Genomic DNA, 21808 nt, shown 5'->3' with positions numbered 1-21808 from the left:
TCGGCGCCCTCGGATGGGCGGCGGCTCGGGTCTTGCGGGGTCCGGAGGGGCCCGAGAAGGCGCGCGCCCACCGGCCGGCGTTGGGGGGCGGACGCGGCCGGTGGTCGGGTTTGCGCGGAGATGGGGGGCGGTCAGGAATCGCTTGAGACGATCGCGGCTAGGTCATCACCGTGCGTGTGATCGTCCTGCTCTGCCTGCTGTCCGTCGTCTCCTGCGCGCCCGCCGCGACTCCCACGGTGACCGGCGCCTTCGGCGAGCGGCCCGTCATCCAGGTGCCCGCACACCGCCCCGAGCCCACCCCGGCGGTGACGGTGCTGTCGGAGGGCTCGGGCCCGCGCACCACGAGGGGCGACGTGGTGCTGGCCGAGGTCGAGACCCGCCGATGGGACGGCACCAAGCCGTACCTCTCGACCTACGACACCGACCAGCCCGTCACGGTCGTCCTCGACGGCAGGCACGTCTCGCAGGCGTGGGAGCGGGCGCTGGCCGACCGGCCCGTGGGCAGCAGGGTGATGCTGGTCAGCCCCGCCCACCTCGGGTACGGCCCGCGCGGCACACCTGCGGGCGCGGGCGGCGGCGAGACGCTGGTGGTCGTCTTCGACATCCTCGCCGCCTACCCGCCGGACGCCAGGCTGGTCGGCCGGCGGCTGCCCGGCCTGCCGGACACCCTCCGCCCTGGGGTCCTGATCGACGGCTCGGGCCCTCCGGTGACGCGCGGCGCCAGGGTGGTCGTGCAGTACGTCGGCGCCCGCTGGCCCAGCAGGACGGTCTTCGACTCCTCGACGGCCAGAGGCGGCCCGAGCGCCGTCGTGCTGAAGGAGGGCGCGGTCCCGCCCGGCTGGGTGGAGGGGCTGGCCGGCAGGCGGGTGGGCAGCAGGGTGGCGATCACCACGCCCGCCGTCGCCACGGCGGGCCTGACCACGGGGGGGATGACGGTCCCCGCGGGAACCGGGCTCGTCTACGTGGTCGACATCATCGACGTGCTGTGACGAGGGACGGGGTCCGATGAGGGCGTGGCGCGACGAGGTCGTGATGTGTGACGCGGGACGGGGTCTGACGAGAACAGGGCCTCCACCGCGCCGTGGAGGCCCTGCCGACGTTCGACGATCAGCCGCAGTGCTCGAAGGGGCTGTCGTAGGTGGAGGAGCCGGCCTTGCCGCCCCACTTCACGCACTTGTCGGCCGCTGACGCGCGCACGGGCCCGGCGTAGTAGGAGTAGTTGCCCGAGTCGGTGATCCGGGTACTCCCTTGCACTTCCAGGTAGGCGGTCGTCGCCGTGGGGGTGCCGAGGGAGGTGCTCTTCATCGTGGCGACGCAGTTGTAGCCGTTGCCGCTGTTGTAAAGCAGGTAGACGGTGCCGGAGGAGCCGAGCGCCGCCGAGTCGATCACGTCGTAGCCGGTGCCGCAGACTTCCTGGGGGGTGTGCGGGTTGCTGCTGCCGCAGTTCCTGGAGGTCAGCGTCTGTACCGGGTAACCGAAGGTCACGCCGTTGAAGACGGCCTTCTGGATGTTGGACGGGTAGCTGCTGCCGAGCCGCACCTCGTAATGGAGGTGGGGCGAGATGTAGTTGCCGGGCTTGCTGGTGTTGCCGACGGTGCCGATCTTCTGGCCCTGGGAGACGGCCTGGCCCGCGCTGACCGAGCGCACGTTCAGGTGCGCGTAGTAGGTGGCCCAGCCGCCACCGTGGTCGATCTTGACGAGGTTGCCGTAGCCGTTGGCCGAGCCCTGGTGGGCGGAGATGACCACCGTGCCCGCCGCGGCGGCGACCACGGTGTCGCCGAGATCGGCGTCGGCCGTGCTGCCCCTGTTGAAGTCGATCTCCCACGACTGGTGGGCGCTGCTCGCGCTGGAGTTGCCGTTCCACGACTGCCCGCAGGGGAAGGGCATCTGGAAGTTGGTGGCCATGACGCCCACGTCGGACGTCACCTGGTTGGGCGGATCGCCGCCCTCCTCGCCCGGGTCGGCGGCGGCGACGCTCAGGAACAGGGCTAAGCCCGCGATGGCGACTGCTCGGAGTTTCACTGGGACCCCTTCCGCACCGGATATGTCTTGCCAGGGCCCAGGGTGGGGATAATCCGTATAAAAAACGTACAGAGGGCTGCCATGGTGTCCTTCCATGTGCTCGGCCCGCTGGAGGCGTGGGCCGGAGTGCGGCCACTGCGCATCTCCGGCAGGAAGCCGCGCATGCTGCTGGCCACACTGCTTCTCGACGCCAACCACCTCGTCAGCGCGGACCTGCTGGCAGAGGTGCTGTGGGAACGCCCGCCCCGCTCGGCACAGGCGAACCTGCGCACCTACGCCAGCTCCCTGCGCTCGTCCCTCGGCGCGCGCATCCGCGCCGAGGGGTCCGGATACCTGATCGAGGTCGCTCCCCAGGATCTCGATTTGCTGCAGTTCGAGCGCCTGGTGGCGCGCCGCGACCCCGACTCGCTGGCCGCCGCGCTCGCGCTGTGGCGCGGCGCGCCGCTGGCCGACCTGCCCGACCACCCGCTGTGGACGCGCAGGCTCTCCCCCCTGCACGAGGTACGGCTGGCCGCCGCCCGCGAGCTGATCGACGCCCGCCTCGAACGAGGCGAGTACGGCGAGGCGGTCGCTCTGCTGCGCCCGCTGTGCGCCGAGCATCCCTTCCGCGAGGACCTGTGGGGGCAGCTCATGCTCGCCCTGCACTGGAGCGGGCGGCAGGCGGAGGCGCTGGCCTGCTACACCGCGATCAGGAGGCAGCTGGTCGCCGAGCTCGGCGTGGAACCCGGAGCGGGGCTGCGCGAGGTGCAGGCCAGGGTGCTGGAGGGCGGCCCGCCGCCCGGCGCGGTCGCGGTCAGGGTGGCCGAGGCCGTCGCTCCCGTCCCGCGCCAGCTTCCCCCTGACGTTCCCGACTTCGTGGGCCGCGTCAGCGAGTCGGTCGCCCTCGCGGGCCCGTTCTCCCTGGCGGTGGTCTCGGGGGCGCCGGGGTCGGGCAAGAGCGCGCTGGCCGTCCACATGGCACACGCTCTGGCGGGCAGGTTCCCCGCGGGACAGCTGTTCCTCGGCCTGGCCGCCGCCGACCCCGCCGATCTGCTCGCCCAGGCGCTCAGGGCGATGGGCGCGACCTCGATCCCCTCCTCGGCCGCCGAACGCTCGGCCCTCTACCGCTCGATCCTCGCCGACCGTCCGATGCTGGTGGTGCTCGACGACGCGATGGACGCCTCGCAGGTGCGGCCGCTGCTGCCGGGCCCCGGCTCGGCGGTGATCGTGACCAGCAGGGCGAAGCTCACCTCGCTGCCCGGCGCGCTGCAGATCCACCTGGAGGCGCTGTCGAGGTTCGAGGCCGAGGACCTGCTGCGCAGGATCGTCGGCGAGGCCAGGACGGCACGGGAGCCGGAGGCGACCACGGCGATCGCGCGGGCGTGCGGCTTCGTGCCGCTGGCCGTGCGGATCGCGGGGGCCAGGCTGGCGGCGCGGCCGGGCTGGTCGCTCGCGGTGTTCCAGAGCCGGCTCATGGACGAGAACCGCAGGATCGGGGAGCTGCGCATCGGCGACCTCGACGTGCGCACGGGCCTCGACCACAGCTACCGGGGCCTGCCGGAGGAGGCCGCGCGCACCCTGCACACCCTTGGCAGGCTGGGCGGCGCCGCGATACCCGGCTGGGTGGTCGACGCCGTGCTCGACAGGCACCGCGCGGACGACGTCACCGACGCCCTGGTGGACGCCGACCTGTTACGGCTGGTCGGCACCGACAGGCTCGGCCAGCCGCGCTACCAGCTGCCCGACCTGGTCCGATGCCACGCGCTCGAACAGCGGCCCGATCCCGCCGCGCTCGCCAGGGTGGTCGCGGGATGGACGGCCACCACCGAGCTGGCCACGGCCAAGCTGCCCACCACGGTGTTCACGCTCAGCTCGGCCGCCGCGGAGCGCTGGTGGCTGCCGCGCGGCACCCTCGACATGCTCACCGCTGACCCGCTGGCCTGGTTCGAGGTCGAGCACGGGGCGCTGGAGGAGGCAGTGGGGCTGGCCGCGGCGGCCGGCATGGCGGAGCAGGCGTGGGGGCTGGCCGCCGCGATGGTTCCCTACCTCGACCTTCGCTGCCACTTCGACACCTGGCAGCGCACCCACCGCACCGCCCTGGCGGCCGCCAGAGTCGCGGGCGACATGTACGGCGAGGCCGCCATGCTCCGCGGTCTCGCGCAGGTCTGCCTCTACCAGGACCGCTACGCCGAGTCGGAGGAGATGTTCGCCCGCGCCCGCAGGGCCTTCCGCGAGCTCGGCGACACCAGGGCGGAGGCCACCTCCGTCTGCGGTCTCGGCGCCGTCGCGCAGTTCCGCGGCCGGCATCCCACGGCGCTGTCCCATTTCCGCCGGGCCCTGGCGATGTTCGACTCGATGAGCGACCTCAACGGCGAGGCCTATACCCGGCAGGCGATAGGGAGGGTCTGGCTGAAGTCGGGCGACCCCGTCCAGGCCGCGCACTGGCTGGGCCAGGCGCTGCGGCTGGCCAGGGAGCTCGGTGACGTCCACCGCGAGGGCTGCGTGTCGGTCCAGCTCGGCGGACACCACGTCGAGCGCGCGCTGGAGATCTTCGAAAGCCTCGGCGACCTGCACTGCGGCGCCTACGCCCTGCAGCGGCTGGCGGGGCTGCAGGCCGCGCGCGGCGACCTCGTCCCCGCATCGACCGCGCTCGAACGCTCGCTGGCCGTCTTCAGGCGGCTCGGCGACCGCAGCGGGCAGGCGTCCTCGGCCGAGCTCCTCGGGGAGCTGTACCGCTCGGCGGGCAGGGCGGAGCTGGCCAGCGGCTATCTGAGCGAGGCGGTCGCGCTCAGGGGATCACTCGCCGCAGAAGGCGTCTGAGCCGTCCATCTCGCGCGGGGGGCGGGGTTCCGTCGAGGGCGGCGAGCGCCTCGGCCGCGCTCGGCCGCTTGTCCGGGTCCGGGTGCACCATCTCGGCGAAGAGGCCGGGCGCGGCGTCGGGCAGCAGCTGGTGGGCGATCACGCCGGCGGCGTAGACGTCGGACGCCTCGGTCATCAGGTCGGGCCTGTCGTGGCACTCGGGGGCGACGTACTGGGCGTCGAGGACGTTGTTCAGCTCGTTGGCCACGGTGTAGGCCCTGGGCTCGTTGGCCACGGTGTAGGCCCTGGGCGCGCCCTTGGCGTAGTCGAAGCCGGTGAGGATCGCCTGGCCCGCCTCCGTGACCAGCACGGAGGCGGGGGTCAGCGCCCGGTGGACCACGCCGTGGGCGTGCACGTGCGCGAGGCCGGACAGCATGCCCTGCAGCGCCCCCTTGATCAGCTCGGTCCTGCGCTCCTGGAGCTGCAGGTGGAGCGCCCTGCCGCGGACGTCGTCCAGCACGAGCACGAACCTGCTCTCGTCGTCGATGGCGAAGAAGTCGCGCGACCTGACGACGGCGGGGTGGGCGGGGATCCTCGTCAGCGACTGGTAGGCGTTGGCGATGCGCTGCCGCTCGGCCGCCCGCTGCTCCTGGTCGGCGAGGGGGTCGGCCTGGTAGACGCGGAGCCGTACGGTCTCGCTGCCCGGCACGGTGGCGTTGAACGCGCGGTATTCGGTCACCTTGCTGTCGCCGCCGAGCCGTTCGGCCACCTCCCAGTTGCCGAACCTGGGCGGGGCGGTGCTGCGTCGCACGGTGGCGTTGAGCGCGTCGAGGATCTTCGGCAGGTACGGCTTGGTGTCGCGGGTGCCGCCCCGCCGTACCCTGCCGGGGTCGGCCAGGGCGGCGACGAGGGAGGGCAGGTAGGTGACGTTGACGGCCTCGCGACCCCCGGGGTCGACCAGCTCGGCGTCAGGGGAGGACAGCACGACCAGGCTGTCGACGTAGACGCGCTCCAGCTCGCGGTGCTTGTCGACGAGCAGGCCCTTCAGCGCCCTCGCGGTGCCGCGCAGCTTGACCACGGGCGAGCCGAACGCCTCCCTGCGCGGAGGGAACCAGCGCTGTCCCGACACCTCGATGCGGCCCCTGGTGCCCTTGACGTCGATGACCACGAGCGAGTGCCCGGTCAGGACGATGAGGTCCACCTCGAACAGATCGCCGCGGCGCGGGATCTCGATGTTGTGCAGCAGGAGCCAGTCGTGGGGCGCGTGGTCGCGGAGGTGGGCGATCACCCGCCGCTCGGCGTCGTTGACTGGACGTCCGCCGCCGACGATCTCTGCCATGGAGTCCATCCTTGCAGATTTTCGATTGACAACATGTTGTCGATATGACAAGATATTGCCATGAAGCGAATCGTTCACCTCGCCGTTTACGACACCCTCGCCGACTGGGAGACCGGATACGCCACCGCGCACGTGCGCGGCGAGCACTACGACATCGTCACCGTCGGCGAGAGCCCCGAGCCGATCACCACCATGGGCGGCTCGCGCATCCTGCCCGACATCACGCTCGACCAGCTCTCCGCGGCCGACAGTGCGATGCTGATCCTTCCGGGCGCGTCCCTCTGGGACGAGGGCGGCAACGGCGCCTTCGCGAAGAAGGCAGGCGAGTTCCTCGACGCGGGCGTGCCCGTCGCGGCGATCTGCGGCGCCGTCCCCGGCCTGGCCAGAGAGGGGCTGCTCGACGACCGCGACCACACCAGCGCCTTCCCCGGTTACGTGCAGGGCGACGGCTACAACGGCGCCGAGCACTACGTCGACGCCGACGCGGTGACCGACCGCGACCTCATCACCGCGGGGCCGACCGAGCCCGTGGCCTTCGCCAGGGAGGTCATGGCCAAGCTCGAGATCCTCGGCCCGGAGAAGCTCGACGCGTGGTTCAGGCTGTTCAAGTACAGCGACGCGTCGGCGGCCGAGGTGCTGATGGCGCCATGAGTGACCCGGGAGAGCTGTTGTCCGCTACCGCGCTGACGGCTTTCCGGCTCAACGGGCAGTTCATGGAGGTGGCGGAGGGGCTGGCCAGACCGGCCGGCCTCACCGCCAGCTGGTGGCAGGTGCTGGGCGCGGTGCTGAAGGAACCGCTGCCGGTGGCGGGCATCGCCAGGGTGATGGGGATGACCCGCCAGGGGGTGCAGCGCATCGCGGACCTGCTGGTGGAGAAGGGGCTGGCGGAGTACCTGCCCAACCCGGCCCACCGCAGGGCCAAGCTGCTGCGGCCGACTCCCGACGGCATGACCGCGGTCAGGCGGATCAACCCCGGGCACCGGGAACTGGCCGAGCGGCTGGCCGCCGAGCTGGGCGAGGCCGAGTGGACCGCGGCCCTCCAGGCGCTGGGCAGGCTGTCGGCCGCACTCGACGCGATCGAGAAGGTCTAGGCGGCCGCCATGGCCTCGGCGCCGGGGCGCGGCCCGTTCCGCAGCACCGCGCGGTTGGGCAGGGCGAGCAGGGCGACGAGAGCGATCAGCGCGCCCGACACGCCCAGCCACGGGATCACGGTGGCGGCCGCGGAGGCGTGCGCGGCCCGCGGTCCGTGCAGGGGCGCGTCCGTGGCCACGACCGAGCCGTAGGCGGTGCCCGCGATCGCGAGCGCCACCGAGCCGCCGATCTGGCGGAAGAAGGTGAGGTTGGCCGAGGCGGTGCCGATGTGCTGCGGCGCCACCGAGGTCTGCACGGCGACGGTGAGACCCGAGAGCATCGGGCCCATGCCGAGGCCGATGAGCGCCATCCACGCCGCCAGCGCGAGGCTGGAGGTGCCGAGACCGAGGTTCGCGCACAGGAGCGAGCCGAGGACCAGCAGGAACGGCGCGCCGACGAGGTAGGGCTTGTACCTGCCGCTCCTGGAGATGAGCGCGCCCATCGCGGCGCTGCCGATCACCATCGCGAGCATCAGCGGGTAGATCCGCAGGCCCGAGTCCGTGGCGCTGGCGCCGAGCGCCTCCTGGAAGTAGCGCGGCAGGAAGACCACGCCCGCGTACATGCAGAAGGCCGTGAAGAACGAGGTGAGGTTGACCAGGGTGTAGGTGCGGTCGGCGAACAGGTGGAGCGGCATGATCGGGTGCTCGGCCCGCCGCTCCACCAGGACGAACGCCACCAGCGCCACCAGCGCCCCGAGGATCGGGCCCGCGACGGCGGGGGCCGTCCACGTGTTGCCGTCGACGCCCTTCTCTGTCAGGCCGATGAGCAGGGCGCTGATCGCGACCGTGAAGACCGCGATGCCGAGGTAGTCGGGCTTGCCTCCGCCCGTGCCCTTCAGGTACGGCAGCCGCCAGGCGATGATCGCGATCAGCGCGATGCCGATCGGCACGTTCACGTAGAAGGCCCAGCGCCAGCTCGCGTGGTCGGTGAAGAGGCCGCCGAGGAACGGCCCGGCCAGATAGCTCAGCGCCATCACACCGCCGACGCTGCCCTGCACCCGGGCGCTCCGCTCGGGAGGGAACAGGTCGATGATCAAAGCGAGCGACAGTGGGAGCAACGCGCCGGCGCCGAGGCCCTGCAACGCCCTGAAGGCGATCAGCTGCGGCATGTCCTGCGCCAGGCCGCACAGCGCGGAGCCGACGAGGAAGAGCACCACGCCGATCAGGAGCAAGGGCTTGCGGCCGTGCTGGTCAGACAGCCTGCCGTACAGGGGAACGGTCACGGTGGAGGTCAACAGGTAGGCGGTGACGACCCAGGTGTACAGGTCGGTGCCGCCGAGTTCGGCGGTGATCTGCGGAAGCGCGGTGCCCACGATCGTCTGGTCGAGCATCGCCAGGAACATGCCGCCAAGGACGGCCAGGATCAGCAACATGCGTCGAGAGTGACATGTAAGAACTTACATGTCAAAGCTTAGCTATCATGGAGCCATGTCCCTACGGATCGCGCTCCTCGGCCTGCTGACGGCGGCCGGCCCCTCCAGTGGCTACGACCTGGCCAAATCGTTCGAGTCGTCGCTCAACTACGTCTGGCAGGCCAGCCACAGCCAGATCTATCCGGAACTGGTGAAGATGGCCTCCGACGGGCTCGTCACCGCCGACGCCGAGGGAGCGAGGGGCCGCAAGACCTACACGATCACTCCCGAAGGCGCCGACCAGCTGCGGGCATGGCTCAGGGAGCAGGCGCCGAGCCTCACGGTCAGGAGCGAGAGCGCGCTACAGGCGTTCCTGCTGCCGGTGCTCGCCCCGCAGGACGCGGTGGCGGTGCTCGAGCGCCTGCGGGAGCGGTACGTCAAGAAGCTGGAGACGCTGGAGGCGCTGTGCGCCGACTCGTCGGCGGGCGAGAGGTTCGGACGTTACGCGCTCGACCACGGGATCAGGCACGTAAGGGCGACCGTGGCGTGGGCCGACGACACCATCGCCGACCTTCGCGCCCGGGGGTGAGACCGGCGGCCTCAGGGCCGGATCACGTTCTCAGCCGGCCGGCCCGGGACTCCAGATAGCGTTGCTCGGCGATGCTGGCGGTTGACTTCGCGGCGCGCCGGTAGTGCTCGTACGCCCCTGCCGTGTCGCCGGTCTTCTCCAGCAGATGCGCCCGTACGGACAGCAGCCGGTGATGCCCGGCCATCCGCTCGTCACTGTCCAAGGTGGACAGCAGGGCCAGCCCGGCCTGCGGGCCCTCGGTCTCGGCGAGCGCGATCGCCCGGTTGAGGGTGACCATCGGGTTGGGCGCGATCCGTTCCAGGACCAGGTAAAGGGCATGCACCTGCGGCCAGTTGGTCTCCTCGGCCGTGGCCGCGTCGGCGTGCGTGGCGGCGATGGCGGCCTGCAGCTGGTACGGCCCCAGCGACGGGCCGGCCAGCGACGCCTTGACCAGCTCGGTGCCCTCGTCGACCAGCCCGCGATCCCACTTCGTGCGGTCCTGCTCGTCCAGCGGCACCAGGTCGCCGTCCGCCGTCGTCCGTGCCTCCCGGCGGGCGTGGGTCAGCAGCATCAGCGCGAGCAGCCCGGTCACCTCGCCGTCCTCGGGCAGCTGCGCGTGCACCATCCTGGCCAGCCGGATGGCCTCGTGCGCGAGGTCGGCGCGGTGCAGCTCGCTGCCAGAGGAGGCGGTGTAGCCCTCGTTGAAGATCAGGTAGAGCACGTGCAGGACGACCCCCAGCCGCTCCTCGCGCTCCGCGCCGCCCGGCAGGCTGAACGAGCTGCCGGCGGCCTTGATGCGCTGCTTGGCCCGGCTGATCCTGGCCGCCATCGTGGCCTCCGGCACCAGGAACGCGCGGGCGATCTCGGCCGTGGTCAGGCCGCCGACCGCCCGCAGCGTCAGGGCGGTCTGGGAGGCCGCGGTCAGGGTCGGATGGCAGCACAGGAACAGCAGGACGAGCGTGTCGTCGGTGTCCGGTACGTCCTCGGGCACCACTTCGGTTGCCGTCGCCGACTCCCGCTCGCGGCGCGCGTGGTCACTGCGCATCTGGTCGATGAGCCGCCGGGAGGCGACAGTAACCAGCCAGCCGCGCGGATTGTCCGGCACTCCCTCGGCCGGCCACTGCACGGTGGCGGCGAGGACGGCCTCCTGCACGGCGTCCTCACACCCTTCGAACTGCTCGTGCCGACGTACCAACGTGCCGAGGACCTGCGGCGTGAGCTCACGCAGCAGGTCCTCGATGGCTGGTGCTGTCATGCCTCCAATTGTCCGTCAGCGAACATCACCTGCCGCACCTCGATCCCCAGCCCCTCGATCGCGGCGTCCGGGATCTGCGCTGCCAGCTCGATCGCCCGCTCCTTGTTCTCGCAGTCGATCAGGTAGAAGCCGCCCAGATACTCCTTGGACTCCAGGAAAGGCCCGTCGGTCACCACCGGCTGGCCGTTGCGTACGGACACCACGGCGGCCTGTGACGGGTCGACCAGCGCCTGCGTGGTGATCAGCTCGCCGGACCTCTTCAGCGCCTCGATGAACGCGCCGTGGCCGTGGCCGATCCCCGCCTTCTCCTCGTCGGTCAGCGCGTCCAGCACCGCCGGGTTGATGTGCATGCTGATCAGGAACTTCATCCTGTACTCCTCGTGGTTCGCGAGCCCCGGCCGGGCCCTTCGAGTGGTGGTCGGAGCCGCCGCCGTCGTCTTGACATCCTCCGCCGGAGAATTCGCATGAGTTTTCCGCCATCGCCTCGCCCGGCCCGCGAGGTCGTCATACCCGGCGACGCCCCACCGTGGCAGACGCGCGAGATTTCCCCGTACCGATGTCAAGAACCTCCCGGCCGCTCCGACCAACCGGCGAAACGTCGAGAGAACAGGGAGTTTCGGATATGCGAGTCAACCGGGCATGGCTGGGACTGGTCGTCCTGGCGCTGCCGACATTGCTCGTCGCGATAGACACGACGGCGTTGCTCCTCGCGCTCCCACAGCTGAGCGCCGACATGGGCGCCACCAACGTCGAGCAGCTGTGGATCAGTGACAGCTACGGATTCATGGTGGCCGGCATGGTCATCACGATGGGGACGCTCGGTGACCGGATCGGCCGCCGACGGCTGCTGATGATCGGCGCGGCGGCGTTCGCGCTGCTGTCGGTCGTGGCCGCCTTCGCGACCGACCCACTGATGCTGATCGTCGCGCGTGCGCTGCTGGGCGTCGCCGGCGCGACCCTGGCGCCGTCCACCCTCGCCTTGATCACGAACATGTTCCGCGACGGACGGCAGCGCGGGCAGGCCATCGCGATCTGGGCGACCTGCCAGTTCACCGGCGGCGCGCTCGGCCCCGTACTCGCCGGATTCCTGCTCCAGCACTTCTGGTGGGGATCGGTGTTCCTGGTCGCCGTGCCGGCGATGGGGTTGCTGCTGCTCGCAGGGCCGGTCCTGCTGCCGGAGTTCCGCAGCGACCGGGCCGGCCGGCTGGATCCGGCCAGCGTCGGGCTGTCGCTCGTGTCGGTGCTGTCGATGGTGTACGGCGTCAAGCAGCTGACCGTCGAGAGCGTGCCGGTCGTGCCTGCGGTGGCCCTCGTCGCAGGCGCGGCCGTCGGAGCGCTGTTCGTGCGCCGGCAACTGCGGCTGGAGACGCCGCTGCTGGACCTGCGGCTGCTCCGCAACCGCCCGTTCACGGCCGTCCTCGTCGCGCTGGTCTTCGCCGGCATCGCCATGGCCGGTACGGGCCTGCTGGTGACCCAGTACCTGCAGAGCGTCCTGGGCTTCTCGCCCATCGTGTCGGCGATGCTGTTCGCGCCCATGGGACTGGGCGTGGCGGTCGGCACCATGGCCGCGCCGGCGCTGGCTCGGCGGATGAAGCAGACGACCGCGATCGCCGGCGGGCTGGTGGGGTCGGCGCTGGGCAGCCTGCTGCTGGTCGGCGTCGGCGGTGCGGGCGCCCTGCCGCTGGTGATGATCGGCATCGCCGTGCTGGCGCTGGGCACCGGCCCGCTGTTCGCGCTGGGCACCGGGCTGGTCGTCGGGTCCGTACCGCCGGAGCGCGCCGGTTCGGCGGCGTCGATGTCGGAGACCGGCAACTACTTCGGCGGTTCGCTCGGCTTCGCGCTGATCGGTGTGGTGGCCGCAGTGGTCTACCGCAGCCGGATGGACGGCACGTCCGACTCGCTGTCCGGCGCGGTCGCCGCCAGCCGGCACCTTCCCGCGGACCAGGGCGCGCAACTGCTGGACGCCGCGCGGGAGGCGTTCACCGCCGGCCTGCACGTCACCGGCGTCGTCGCCGCGGTCATCTTCGCCGGGCTGGCCGTACTGGTCCTGACCATGCGCCCGGCGACCAGGACCGGCCCGGTCGCACTCCCTGACCGCGAGGCGACCCGCTCATAGAACCCTGCCGAGGCCGACGTCGTGGTCGTCATATCCGAACGCGGCACTCCATGGTCACCTCCACGCATGACGAGCTGACCTAGGGGATTCGCGAAACGCGCTCCAGCCTGGCGGGGTCGGGCCAGCGCACGCCGTACGCCCATCCGGCCAGCTCGAACCAGCGGATCAGCCTGGCACTCGGGTCGAGCTGTCCTCTCAGCACTCCGTGCCTGGCGCAGGTCGGCTCCACGTGGTGCCAGTTGTGCCAGCCCTCGCCGAGCGTGAGCATCGCCACCCACCGCACGTTCGACGAACGGTCCCGCGTCGCGAACGGCCTGTCGCCGAAGGTGTGGGCGATCGAGTTGACCGACCAGGTGACGTGGTGCACGACCGCGTAACGCACCAGACCGCCCCAGAACAGCGCGGTCCACGCGCCCGTCCACGACATCGACCACAGCCCGCCCGCCACCGCGGGCAGCGCGAACGACAGCGCGGCGACCGCGGGATACCAGGCGTCGAACCGGCGCACGTCGGGATCGGCCAGCAGGTCGGGCACCCAGTGCCGGCGGTTCGAGCGCCTTCGCGCGGTGAAGAACCAGCCGACGTGCGCGTGCGCCATCCCGCGCAGCAGCGCCAGGCCGCTCTCGCCGTACCGCCACGGGGAGTGCGGGTCCCCCTCCCTGTCGGCGTACTTGTGGTGGCGGCGGTGCTCGGCCGACCACAGCGTGACCGGGCCCTCGACCGCCATCCCTCCGGCGAGCATGAGTGCGATCCGCAACGGCCTGCGGCACCTGAACGCCCTGTGGGTGAAGAGCCGGTGGTAGCCGATCGCGATCCCGAAGATGCTGACCAGATACATCGCCACCGCGATCACCACGTCGCGGACGCCGATTCCCCACCCCCACGCGGCGGGCACGGCGAGCGCCACGAGCAGCAGCGGAAGGACCACGAGGACGACCAGATAGGCGGTGCGGCGGCCGGTGCCGACCGCGACGGTCTCCGGGTTCACGCCCTCATTCAAGAGTCGTGCTCGCTGGTCACGGCAGTTGCTTTCCAGTGACGGATCAGTCACTCATGGGAGTCAAAACACTCCACGGAGTAGCCATCGGGATCGGTTGTCACCCTGTGGCTACATAGCGTCATGGGCCATCTGGAGAAGTACGACGACGTGCTGGCTCGCGACCCGATGGCCGCGTTCGGCCTGGTCCGCGAGTGGATGCGGACCGAATGGCGGGAGCTGTTCGCCGAGCTGCGCGAGCGACGCCCCGTCTTCGTCACCCCCGTCTTCACGGTCGTGACCCGCTTCGCGGACGTCACCGAGGTGCTCTCCCTGGAGGAGGTGTTCAGCGTCCGCGCCTTCGGGCCGCGGCTCGACGCCGCGCTCGGCGGCGCGTTCATGCTCGCCAGGGACGGCACCGCGATGAATTGGCGGGAGAAGGGGCTCATGCAGTACCTGCTCGACCCCGACGACGCGGCCGAGGTGCGGGCCATGGCGGGCCGCCTGGCCGACGAGGCGCTCGACGCGGCCGCGCCGAACGGGAAGATCGAGGTGGTCCACGAGCTGTTCAGGCCGGTGGCCCTCGGGGTGTGCGCGGAGTACTTCGGCTTTCCAGGGCCCGACGCCGCGACCCTGTCGCGGTGGTCGAGGACCATCATCGCCGACTGCTTCGCCAACTACCTCGGCGACCCCGCCATCCAGGCCGCCTCGGTCGAGGCGGGCACCCAGATGATCGCCCACCTGCGCGAGCAGCTCGCCCTGCGACGATCGGGGGAGGCGCGGTCGGGCGACGTGTTCTCCAGGCTGGCTGCCACCGGCTGCGACGACGAACGAATTCTGATCAACATGGCGGGGCTGCCGCTCGGGTTCGTGGAGAGCGCCCCGGGCGCGATGGTCGAGGCGACGGAGCAACTGCTGCTGCGGCCCGAGGTGCTGTCCCAGGCCGTCCACGACGACGACTTCGACCGCTACGTGTGGGAGGCGCTGCGCTTCAACCCGTTCTTCAAACTGCTCCCCAGGATCTGCGAGCGCGACCACGAGCTGTCGGGCACGCTGATCCCGGCCGGCACCTTCGTCCTCGCGGCCGCCGCCTCCGCGATGTTCGACGCCGACGTGCTGGCCGAGCCCGAGTCGTTCCGCCTCGACCGCCCCCGTCACCACCAGCTGTTCTTCGGCCACGGCCATCACGCGTGCGTGGGCGTGCATCCGGCCAGGGTGGTGATCTGCGAGGCCGTACGGCGGCTGCTGCGGCGCCCCGGCGTCCACGTGATCGAGGGCGTGGCCCGCTCCAACGGGATCTTCCCCGATCGGTTCGTCCTCGGGCTGGAAGCCTGATGACGGCGCGGAGCATCGCCACAGACGGAGCCGCCAACCGGCTCAGGTTCCTCGCCCTGACCAGCGCGCGGCCGTTCTGGGACCTGGCGCAGACCATCCAGCCCCTACGACGGCGCCTCAACGCCACACTGATCGACCACGCCGTCCGCGAGATGCCGCCCAGGCCGGAGCCGCTCAGCACGATGGCCGACTACACGTCGTGGGCCTCGCTGACCGACCGCACCTACAGCGGCAGGCACGTGCCCCCCTCCGGCGGGACCGAGGGCAGGCCCACCCCCGAGCGCGCGGCCGACCTGTTCGCCAGGGGCGAGCGGATGATCCCCTGCCCCCGCTCCACCGTGCTGTTCGCCTACTTCGCCCAGTGGTTCACCGACGGCTTCCTGCGCGGCGACACCGCCACGCCCCGCGACCCCCGCAAGAACTCCTCCAACCACCACATCGACCTCAACCAGGTGTACGGCCTGCACGAGGCGGCGACGGCCGCGCTGCGCACGTTCGACGGCGGGCGGCTCAAGAGCCGGCTGATCGACGGCGGCGAGTTCCCGCCCCAGCTCTGCGAGAACGGCAAGATCAAGCCGGAGTTCGCCCCGCTGAGCGTGATCCGCTTCGACGAGCTCACCGACGCGCAGCGCGACACCCTGTTCGCCACCGGCAGCGACCGGGGCAACATCCAGATCGGCTTCACCATGCTGACCGTGCTGTTCCTGCGCGAGCACAACAGGGTGGCCACGGTCCTCGCCGAGCACTACCCGGGCTGGGACGACGAGCGGCTGTTCCAGACCGCGCGCAACATCCTCATCGTTCTGCTGATCAAGCTGGTGGTCGAGGAGTACATCAACCACATCACCCCCTACCACTTCAGGTTCACCCTCGACCCCCGGCTGTCGACCCGCCTCGCCCACGCGCCATGGCAGCGCGAGAACTGGGCGTCGGTGGAGTTCAACCTGGTCTACCGGTGGCACAGCCTGATCCCCTCCACCCTGGCGGTCGGCGGGCGCGACCTGCCGATGGCCGAGACCCTGCTCGGCGGGCGGCTGATCCCCTCGGCGGGGCTCGGCAGGCTCCTCGAGGAGGCCTCCAGGCAGCGGGCGGGCAGGATCGGCCTGTTCAACACCGACCCGATCCTGCGGGAGGTGGACGTGGCCAGCATCGCCGACTCCCGCGCGCTCGACCTGGCGCCGTACAACAGCTATCGAGAGCACTGCCGCTTTCCTCGCGTGCGCGGATTCGAGCAGGTGACGGGGGACGCGAAGGTCGCCGACGCGCTGCGGTCGCTCTACAGGGGAGTGGACGACCTCGACCTGTACGTCGGGCTGTTCGCCGAGGAGCCGGGATCGCCCGACGCGATCCTGCCGCCGCTGCTGACGAAGATCATCGCGATCGACGCCTTCTCGCAGGCGCTGACGAACCCGCTGCTCGCGCCCCGGGTCTTCAACGCGGCCACGTTCTCACCCCAGGGGCTGCGGATCATCGGCAGCACCCGGAGCCTGTCGGACGTCGTGCGCAGGAACACCCCCGAGGATCCTCGCCCTCGCTACATCAGCATGACCCGCCTGGACCGCCCGTGAGCGACCCCACCCCTCCCGACCACCACCCCGGGCCGTCCGTCTCCGAAGGGCATGCTGTCTCCGAGGACGATGCGGTCTCCGAGGGGCATGCCGTCTCCGATGGACCCGCCGTCTCCGAAGGCCCTGCCGTCTCCGAGGACCATGCGGTCTCCGAGGGCTCGGCCGCCACCGGGGCGGGAGCGTCCGGCGTTCCGGAGGGCGGTTCCTCCCACGTGCGGGAAGAGGGCCGTGCGGCGGCAGCCGCCGGATCGGCGGCGCTCAGGGCCGCCGCCCGTGACCTCGTCGACGTCGGGATCCTCATCCACGGGGCGGCGGCCCATGCCACTGCGGCCCTCACCGACAGGGCCGTTCTCGCCGCCCTTCCACGCTCCCTCGCCACAGGCTGCCTGACCCAGCGCGCCCTGCTCAGGACCGTCACCCATGCCGAAGGGCTCGGCTACGCCATCACAGGAAGCCGCCTGGCCGCCCTCGCCGCCAAGGCCGGCGCCATGGCGGGCGCCGAGAGCCTCGCCGTCCGCGTCCTGGCCACCTCCCTGCGCCTGCGGATCACCGCGGTGACCCTCGACCACCCCGAACTGGCGGCCGACCCCATGCTCGGCAGGCTCATCCAGGCCGCCGCCGAGGACCGCGACCTCGAAGCGCTCCGCTCGCTGCGCGCCCTGCTCAAGGACAGGGGCGCGGTGCGCACGCTCAGCGCGCTCGCGCCCGTCTTCGGCGAGGTCCTCGCGTTGCGCGCCCTCCTGGACGAGAACCCGCTCAACGACGCCACCGCCTGGCTGATCGCGACCGGCAGGGGCTTCGCCACCGCCGACCCGATCACCGGCATGAGCAACAGGGCCGTCGCCGTGCTCGACACGGGGGAGGGCGCCGCCCGCCGCGTCGAGCCGGGCGTGCCGCTGAACGACCAGGGGTCGCTGCTCGCCTTCCTCGGCAACATCAGCGCGCTCGGTACGAAGGGCACAGTGCTCATCCAGAGCCTCGAGGGTCCCGACGGGGTGGTGCGCCACGTCGTCCAGGCGCCCGGCATGCGGGCGGGCACGCCCGACAACGACTCGCCCCAGGACCTGCTGGGGGCGTTCAGCAGCGCGGTCCTCGACAGCAGCCCCTACAGCCGCGCCCTGGCCAGGGCCGTCGAGGACTACGACATGCCCGAGGGCGCCGAGATGGCGCTGATCGGTCACAGCGCGGGCGGCGCCGCGATCATGAACCTCGCGCAGGACCCCGGCTTCTGCGCCCGCCACACCGTCACCCACGCCGTCGCCGTCGGCGCGCCGATCGACTTCAAGAAGCCGGCGGACCCGCGCACGTGGGTCGCCAGCGTCACCAACCAGCACGACATCATCCCGACCCTCGACGGCCAGGGCGCGGGCGGCTGCTTCGACCTGCATCCCGACTGGTACGTGGTCGACTACTTCGACGCCACTCACCTGTTCCCGCTCTGCCACAGCATCGAGCACTACATGGCCAACCTGGCCGACGACCTTCCTGAGGCGAGGGCGACGATCGACGAGCGGCTCGCGCCGTACCGGGGGAGGGTGGTGCGGTCGCAGGCCTACCTGCTGTTCGACCGCGTGCCGTACCCCGAGGGCTTCCCGTTCCTGACGGTGCCGACCCGCGGCGAGGGTACGGCCGAGCTCCCCGTCAGGTGCCAGGAGGGCAGCGCGTTCACGGCGTACTTCGCCGCCGACGCGGTCGCGGCGGCCGAGCTGCTCCAGGGGAGCGGGCTCGGCCCGGCTGCCGGGTTCGGCGGGCGGGCGCTCGTGGCGCTGCACGTGGCGTGGAACCGGCGGACCAGCGTGGGCGCCTACCGAGAGCTCCACCTCGGGGTCGTGCTGCCCGACCCGTGGCGGCGCGGCTGGGCCGACCTGTTGCGGGCGGCGGACCGCAGGCGCTCGGGATGGTTCACTGTCGCGTCGGCGGTGGACCGAGCCGACGTCGCCTCCATGGTGGCGCGGCTGTGGGGCGGCGTGCCGTACGAGCTGCCCATGCGGGTCGGGCTGACGGGCGGCGCGGTGAACGTCTCGGTCGGTGACCTGCTCAGCGTGCGCGGGCGCCTCGGCCCCTGGGTGCCGCTCGGCGACCGCGACCTGGTCGGCTACGCGCGCGACGGCGGCACCGTGCTGCGCTCCTGCGTGCGCACCCGCGGCAGGGGCAGGGCTCATCCGGCGCCGGGGGTGCGACTGGGCGTCGCGCTGCGGTCGCATCCGCTGGCCGACGCGTTCCGCCGGCTGGGTCTCGACGGGGCCCGCCCTCTGCTGTGCCTGACGTCCCATGCCCGCCGGACGCTCACGGACGTGGCCGTGCCCGTTCTCATCACCTGACACGAAGGAGCGGAATGCCGGCGGTACCCGAAGTGATCGCGGCCCATGCGATGGTCCTGCGGAGCGACGCCCGCGCGCTGGCCGAGTGCGCGGAGCGGCTGCGAGAGATCGAGGCCAAGTTGGAGGAGGCGGGAGCGGCGCCGCCCTGGCTGCGCCAGTCGGTACGCGCGCACCTCGCCGCCTGTGCCGCGGCCTCCGCGGACCTGACGGAGGCCGCGGCCTGGCTGTGCCGCTACGCGGCCGTCACGCAGCCTCATGCACGGCACGCGCCGCGCTGAGCCCCGATTCCAGAGCCCCCTCGATCCAGGCGTGCCAGAGCGAGCAGTGTTCCCCCGCGAAGTGGACCCTGCCCTCTGGCGCGATGATCGCCTCGTGCAGGCTGGTCTGCTGGTGGGGCTCGAAGAGCGCGAACGCCCCCGCCGCGTAGGGGTCGTCGTACCAGGCGTGCGAGAGCCCGAACTCGAAGTGGTCGTGGATCTCCGGGTGGATCTTGGCGACGTCCTCGAGCGCCTGCTCGACCCGCTTCTGCGGTGACATCGCCCCCACCGCAGAGCGTCCTGGCCCCAGGTGTAGCTGGCCAGCAGCACCGAACGCTCCTCCTCCCGCGTCTGGTGGGAGGGGTAGCAGATGCGCCTGATCGGCAGGTCGGTGACCGTGGTGCCGCCGACGATGCCGTCGCTCGACTCCCAGAACGGCCGCCGCACCTGGAAAAGGATCTTGGTGGAGGCGTTGTAGTTCAGCTCGCGGATGGCGCGCTGCTTGCGGCGGGAGAAAGCGGGGTTGGTCTCGATGTCGCGCAGCACCGAGAACGGGATCGTGCAGATGGCGTGGTCCCCGGTGATCGCCGTCCTGCCCGAGCCTGTCCTGACGTGCAGGGTGACCGACGAGCCGTCCTGCTCGATGGCGGTGACCTCGTGCCCGAACCTGATGTGGTGCCTGAGCTCCCTGTAGAAGGCGGTCGGCAGCAGGTCGCTGCCGCCCTCGATCTCCTGCATGTCCTCGAACGCCCGCCCGATGATCTCGCGGAACTGCTCGATGACGGCCGCGTTGAGGTTGGCCTCCCTGAAGCTCATGACGCCGTAGAGCTCGATGGCGCCCTCGGAGAAGCCGCGTTCGCGCAGGAAGCCGCGGATGGAGTAGCGGTCGTACTCGGCGCAGATCCGGTCGAGCGCGTTCTCTCCCTCCTGCGCGTACAGGTCGTGGATCTCCTGCGTGGCCGTGCGCCAGAGATCCTCGTAGGACCTGCCGCGCTCGTGGTCGGCCAGCTCGAAGTCGATGATCGCCGGGTCGGCGTTCAGCTGGGCCATGGTGGTCCTGACGCCCTGGATGTAGGCCAGGGTCCGGGGATTGCCCATCACGAACGGCCGCAGCCGCAGGCCGAACCGCTCGCAGTAGGCCAGCGTGAGGTCGTGCACGCGCGGGATCCGCATCGCGCCCGCCTCGGCGTACAGGCCTGGCGCGAAGCCGCGCAGGGTGAGCACCCTGCCGCCGACTCGTTGCTGGGCCTCCAGGACGATCGGCTCGTGGCCCTGCCGCATCAGCTCGTAGGCGGCGACGAGGCCGGCCATGCCGGCGCCGATGACGAGCACGCGCTTGCGTGCCGTACCGCCGCCGCCGAGTCCGCGCCGGGCGGTGGCGACCAGTTCGGCGGGCACGCGGAGCCGGTGGCCGGGTTCGGGTCTGGCGAAGGCGCCGTCGGGGACGGGGGACGCGTTGGTCGGGGGGATCGACATGACTGTGATGCTTCCCGCCCCGACGGCTCGCACAACGTCGCTGACCTGCGGAAATATCGCGCATATCGCCGCAGTGGCGACTTGTCGGGCGGCGGATTCGCTATGTTCGGGATGTGTCCATTCATGCCGTGCTGGCGGAGGTCGGCCCGAGGCTCAGACGGCTGCGCACGGACAGGGGCGTCACGCTGACCGCGCTGTCCGAGGCGACGGGGATCTCCAAGAGCACGCTGTCGCGCCTGGAGTCCGGCCTGCGCCGGCCGACCCTGGAGCTCCTCCTCCCGATCGCCCAGGCGCACCAGGTGCCCCTGGACGAGCTCGTCGGCGCGCCCGAGGTCGGAGACCCCCGCGTCCGCATCGCCCCGCGGCAGGCGCACGGCATGACCGTCCTGCCGCTGACCCGCCAGCCAGGCGCGATCCAGGCGTTCAAGCTGGTCATCCCGGTCAGGCGGGCGACACCCGAGCCGCGCACGCACGAGGGCTACGAGTGGCTCTACGTCCTGTCGGGACGGCTGCGCCTCCTGGTCGGCGAGCACGACCTGATCCTGCACGCAGGGGAGGTCGCCGAGTTCGACACCCGCCTGCCGCACTGGTTCGGCAGCGCGGGAGACGGGCCCGCCGAGGTGCTCAGCCTGTTCGGCAGCCAGGGCGAGCGCATGCACGTCAGAGCGAAGCCCGAGCGCTGACCGCCCGGACCTTCGGCCGCCGGGGTCAGGGCAGGCGGCCGACGGAGGCGAGCGCCTGCTTCAGCAGCACGCCCTGCCCACCGATCATCTCCTGCTGCACCATCGGCGACGCCGCCTCCTCGGGCGTGAACCAGACCAGGTCGAGCGCGTCCTGCCGCGGCCTGCAGTCACCGATCACGGGGACGATGTAGGCGAGCGACACCGCGTGCTGGCGCGGGTCGTGGTACGGCGTGACGCCGGCCGTCGGGAAGTACTCCGCCACCGTGAACGGCTGGGGCGAGGCGGGGATGTGCGGCAGTGCCACGGGCCCGAGGTCCTTCTCCAGGTGGCGCATCAGCGCGTCACGGATCCGCTCGTGGTGCAGGACCCGCCCGGAGACCAGCGCCCTGCTGACCTCGCCGTCGGCGGAGATGCGCAGCAACAGGCCGACATGGGTGACCACTCCGGTGTCGTCGACCCGTACGGGGACGGCGTCGACGTAGAGGATCGGCATCCGTCCGCGCATCGACTCCAGCTCGTCCGGAGCAAGCCACCCAGGCACGGTTTCGGTATTTTCGATCATTCGCTGATGGTACTTCCCCCTGGTCGCCGTGGAGGGAAGGACGCGGCGTGAGTCAGTGAAGCTCCCGATG

Annotated in this window: 18 protein-coding genes and 1 pseudogene; 10 read left to right on the top strand and 9 right to left on the bottom strand. The window is 71.5% G+C overall.

Annotated elements, in window-relative coordinates; translation table 11 throughout:
* The first annotated feature begins 170 nt into the window (after positions 1 to 170).
* On the top strand, positions 171 to 989 hold the full coding sequence (locus AC3EO4_RS07140) for an FKBP-type peptidyl-prolyl cis-trans isomerase (RefSeq protein ID WP_431894410.1): 819 nt from the start codon (positions 171 to 173) through the stop codon (positions 987 to 989).
* A 118-nt stretch (positions 990 to 1107) separates the two neighbouring features.
* Here AC3EO4_RS07140 and AC3EO4_RS07135 read toward each other — a convergent pair whose 3' ends face one another.
* Positions 1108 to 2022 (bottom strand): M23 family metallopeptidase, encoded by a 915-nt coding sequence (locus AC3EO4_RS07135; RefSeq protein WP_379574687.1) that lies wholly within the window; start codon positions 2020 to 2022, stop codon positions 1108 to 1110.
* Between the two features lie 81 nt (positions 2023 to 2103).
* Between AC3EO4_RS07135 and AC3EO4_RS07130 the strand changes: the two genes are divergently transcribed.
* Positions 2104 to 4821, top strand: coding sequence for an AfsR/SARP family transcriptional regulator (locus tag AC3EO4_RS07130; protein WP_431894408.1), 2718 nt, complete (start codon positions 2104 to 2106; stop codon positions 4819 to 4821).
* Here the strand turns inward: AC3EO4_RS07130 and mads6 are convergent.
* On the bottom strand, positions 4790 to 6139 hold the full coding sequence (gene mads6 / locus AC3EO4_RS07125; RefSeq protein ID WP_379574684.1) for a methylation-associated defense system protein kinase MAD6: 1350 nt from the start codon (positions 6137 to 6139) through the stop codon (positions 4790 to 4792). The genes AC3EO4_RS07130 and mads6 overlap by 32 nt on opposite strands.
* 60 nt (positions 6140 to 6199) lie before the next feature.
* Between mads6 and AC3EO4_RS07120 the strand changes: the two genes are divergently transcribed.
* Together AC3EO4_RS07120 and AC3EO4_RS07115 are read left to right on the top strand one after the other, a co-directional pair.
* Positions 6200 to 6790, top strand: coding sequence for a DJ-1/PfpI family protein (locus AC3EO4_RS07120; RefSeq protein WP_431894405.1), 591 nt, complete (start codon positions 6200 to 6202; stop codon positions 6788 to 6790).
* Positions 6787 to 7230 carry a MarR family winged helix-turn-helix transcriptional regulator gene (locus AC3EO4_RS07115; protein WP_431894403.1) on the top strand — a complete coding sequence of 148 codons (444 nt, stop codon included), beginning with the start codon at positions 6787 to 6789 and terminating at the stop codon, positions 7228 to 7230. The genes AC3EO4_RS07120 and AC3EO4_RS07115 overlap by 4 nt, the downstream gene beginning before the upstream one ends.
* Here the strand turns inward: AC3EO4_RS07115 and AC3EO4_RS07110 are convergent.
* A complete protein-coding gene (locus tag AC3EO4_RS07110) occupies positions 7227 to 8642 on the bottom strand; it encodes an MDR family MFS transporter (protein WP_431894401.1) in 1416 nt (471 codons plus the stop codon). The genes AC3EO4_RS07115 and AC3EO4_RS07110 overlap by 4 nt on opposite strands.
* Positions 8643 to 8697: 55 nt before the next feature.
* Here AC3EO4_RS07110 and AC3EO4_RS07105 point away from each other — a divergent pair, with 55 nt between their 5' ends.
* Positions 8698 to 9210: a PadR family transcriptional regulator gene (locus AC3EO4_RS07105; RefSeq protein ID WP_431894400.1), complete on the top strand. Its 513-nt coding sequence runs from the start codon at positions 8698 to 8700 to the stop codon at positions 9208 to 9210.
* A 22-nt stretch (positions 9211 to 9232) separates the two neighbouring features.
* Here the strand turns inward: AC3EO4_RS07105 and AC3EO4_RS07100 are convergent, their stop codons facing one another.
* Together AC3EO4_RS07100 and AC3EO4_RS07095 are read right to left on the bottom strand one after the other, a co-directional pair.
* Entirely contained in the window at positions 9233 to 10444 is a 1212-nt protein-coding gene (locus AC3EO4_RS07100) for an RNA polymerase sigma factor (protein WP_431894398.1), read from the bottom strand.
* Positions 10441 to 10812 carry a YciI family protein gene (locus tag AC3EO4_RS07095; RefSeq protein ID WP_379574678.1) on the bottom strand — a complete coding sequence of 124 codons (372 nt, stop codon included), beginning with the start codon at positions 10810 to 10812 and terminating at the stop codon, positions 10441 to 10443. The genes AC3EO4_RS07100 and AC3EO4_RS07095 overlap by 4 nt, the downstream gene beginning before the upstream one ends.
* A 254-nt stretch (positions 10813 to 11066) precedes the next feature.
* Between AC3EO4_RS07095 and AC3EO4_RS07090 the strand changes: the two genes are divergently transcribed.
* The gene (locus AC3EO4_RS07090) at positions 11067 to 12560 is read left to right on the top strand and encodes an MFS transporter (RefSeq protein ID WP_431894396.1); all 1494 of its coding nucleotides are present in this window, start codon (positions 11067 to 11069) and stop codon (positions 12558 to 12560) included.
* Between the two features lie 79 nt (positions 12561 to 12639).
* Here AC3EO4_RS07090 and AC3EO4_RS07085 read toward each other — a convergent pair whose 3' ends face one another.
* Positions 12640 to 13548: an acyl-CoA desaturase gene (locus tag AC3EO4_RS07085; protein WP_431894394.1), complete on the bottom strand. Its 909-nt coding sequence runs from the start codon at positions 13546 to 13548 to the stop codon at positions 12640 to 12642.
* A gap of 132 nt (positions 13549 to 13680) precedes the next feature.
* Between AC3EO4_RS07085 and AC3EO4_RS07080 the strand changes: the two genes are divergently transcribed.
* The 3 genes from AC3EO4_RS07080 to AC3EO4_RS07070 are packed head-to-tail and all read left to right on the top strand — an operon-like array spanning position 13681 to position 18760.
* Positions 13681 to 14871, top strand: a complete 1191-nt coding sequence (locus AC3EO4_RS07080) for a cytochrome P450 (protein ID WP_379574675.1) — start codon at positions 13681 to 13683, stop codon at positions 14869 to 14871.
* On the top strand, positions 14871 to 16439 hold the full coding sequence (locus AC3EO4_RS07075) for a peroxidase family protein (protein ID WP_431894392.1): 1569 nt from the start codon (positions 14871 to 14873) through the stop codon (positions 16437 to 16439). The genes AC3EO4_RS07080 and AC3EO4_RS07075 overlap by 1 nt, the downstream gene beginning before the upstream one ends.
* Positions 16436 to 18760 (top strand): hypothetical protein, encoded by a 2325-nt coding sequence (locus AC3EO4_RS07070; protein WP_431894391.1) that lies wholly within the window; start codon positions 16436 to 16438, stop codon positions 18758 to 18760. The genes AC3EO4_RS07075 and AC3EO4_RS07070 overlap by 4 nt, the downstream gene beginning before the upstream one ends.
* 243 nt (positions 18761 to 19003) lie before the next feature.
* On the opposite strand, the gene AC3EO4_RS07065 is transcribed toward AC3EO4_RS07070, so the two are convergent.
* Both AC3EO4_RS07065 and AC3EO4_RS07060 read right to left on the bottom strand, forming a co-directional pair.
* Positions 19004 to 19297, bottom strand: a complete 294-nt coding sequence (locus tag AC3EO4_RS07065) for a flavin monoamine oxidase family protein (RefSeq protein WP_431894692.1) — start codon at positions 19295 to 19297, stop codon at positions 19004 to 19006.
* Between the two features lie 65 nt (positions 19298 to 19362).
* Positions 19363 to 20328, bottom strand: a pseudogene (locus AC3EO4_RS07060) (flavin monoamine oxidase family protein); the annotation flags it as partial.
* A 278-nt stretch (positions 20329 to 20606) separates the two neighbouring features.
* On the opposite strand from AC3EO4_RS07060, the gene AC3EO4_RS07055 reads away from it, so the two are divergent.
* The gene (locus AC3EO4_RS07055) at positions 20607 to 21176 is read left to right on the top strand and encodes a helix-turn-helix domain-containing protein (protein WP_379574670.1); all 570 of its coding nucleotides are present in this window, start codon (positions 20607 to 20609) and stop codon (positions 21174 to 21176) included.
* A 25-nt stretch (positions 21177 to 21201) separates the two neighbouring features.
* Here AC3EO4_RS07055 and AC3EO4_RS07050 read toward each other — a convergent pair whose 3' ends face one another.
* Positions 21202 to 21738 (bottom strand): NUDIX hydrolase family protein, encoded by a 537-nt coding sequence (locus AC3EO4_RS07050; protein ID WP_379574669.1) that lies wholly within the window; start codon positions 21736 to 21738, stop codon positions 21202 to 21204.
* Between the last annotated feature and the right edge of the window lie 70 nt (positions 21739 to 21808).

The organism is Nonomuraea sp. bgisy101 (genome assembly GCF_057708945.1).
This window is presented reverse-complemented; position numbering and strand designations above follow the sequence as displayed.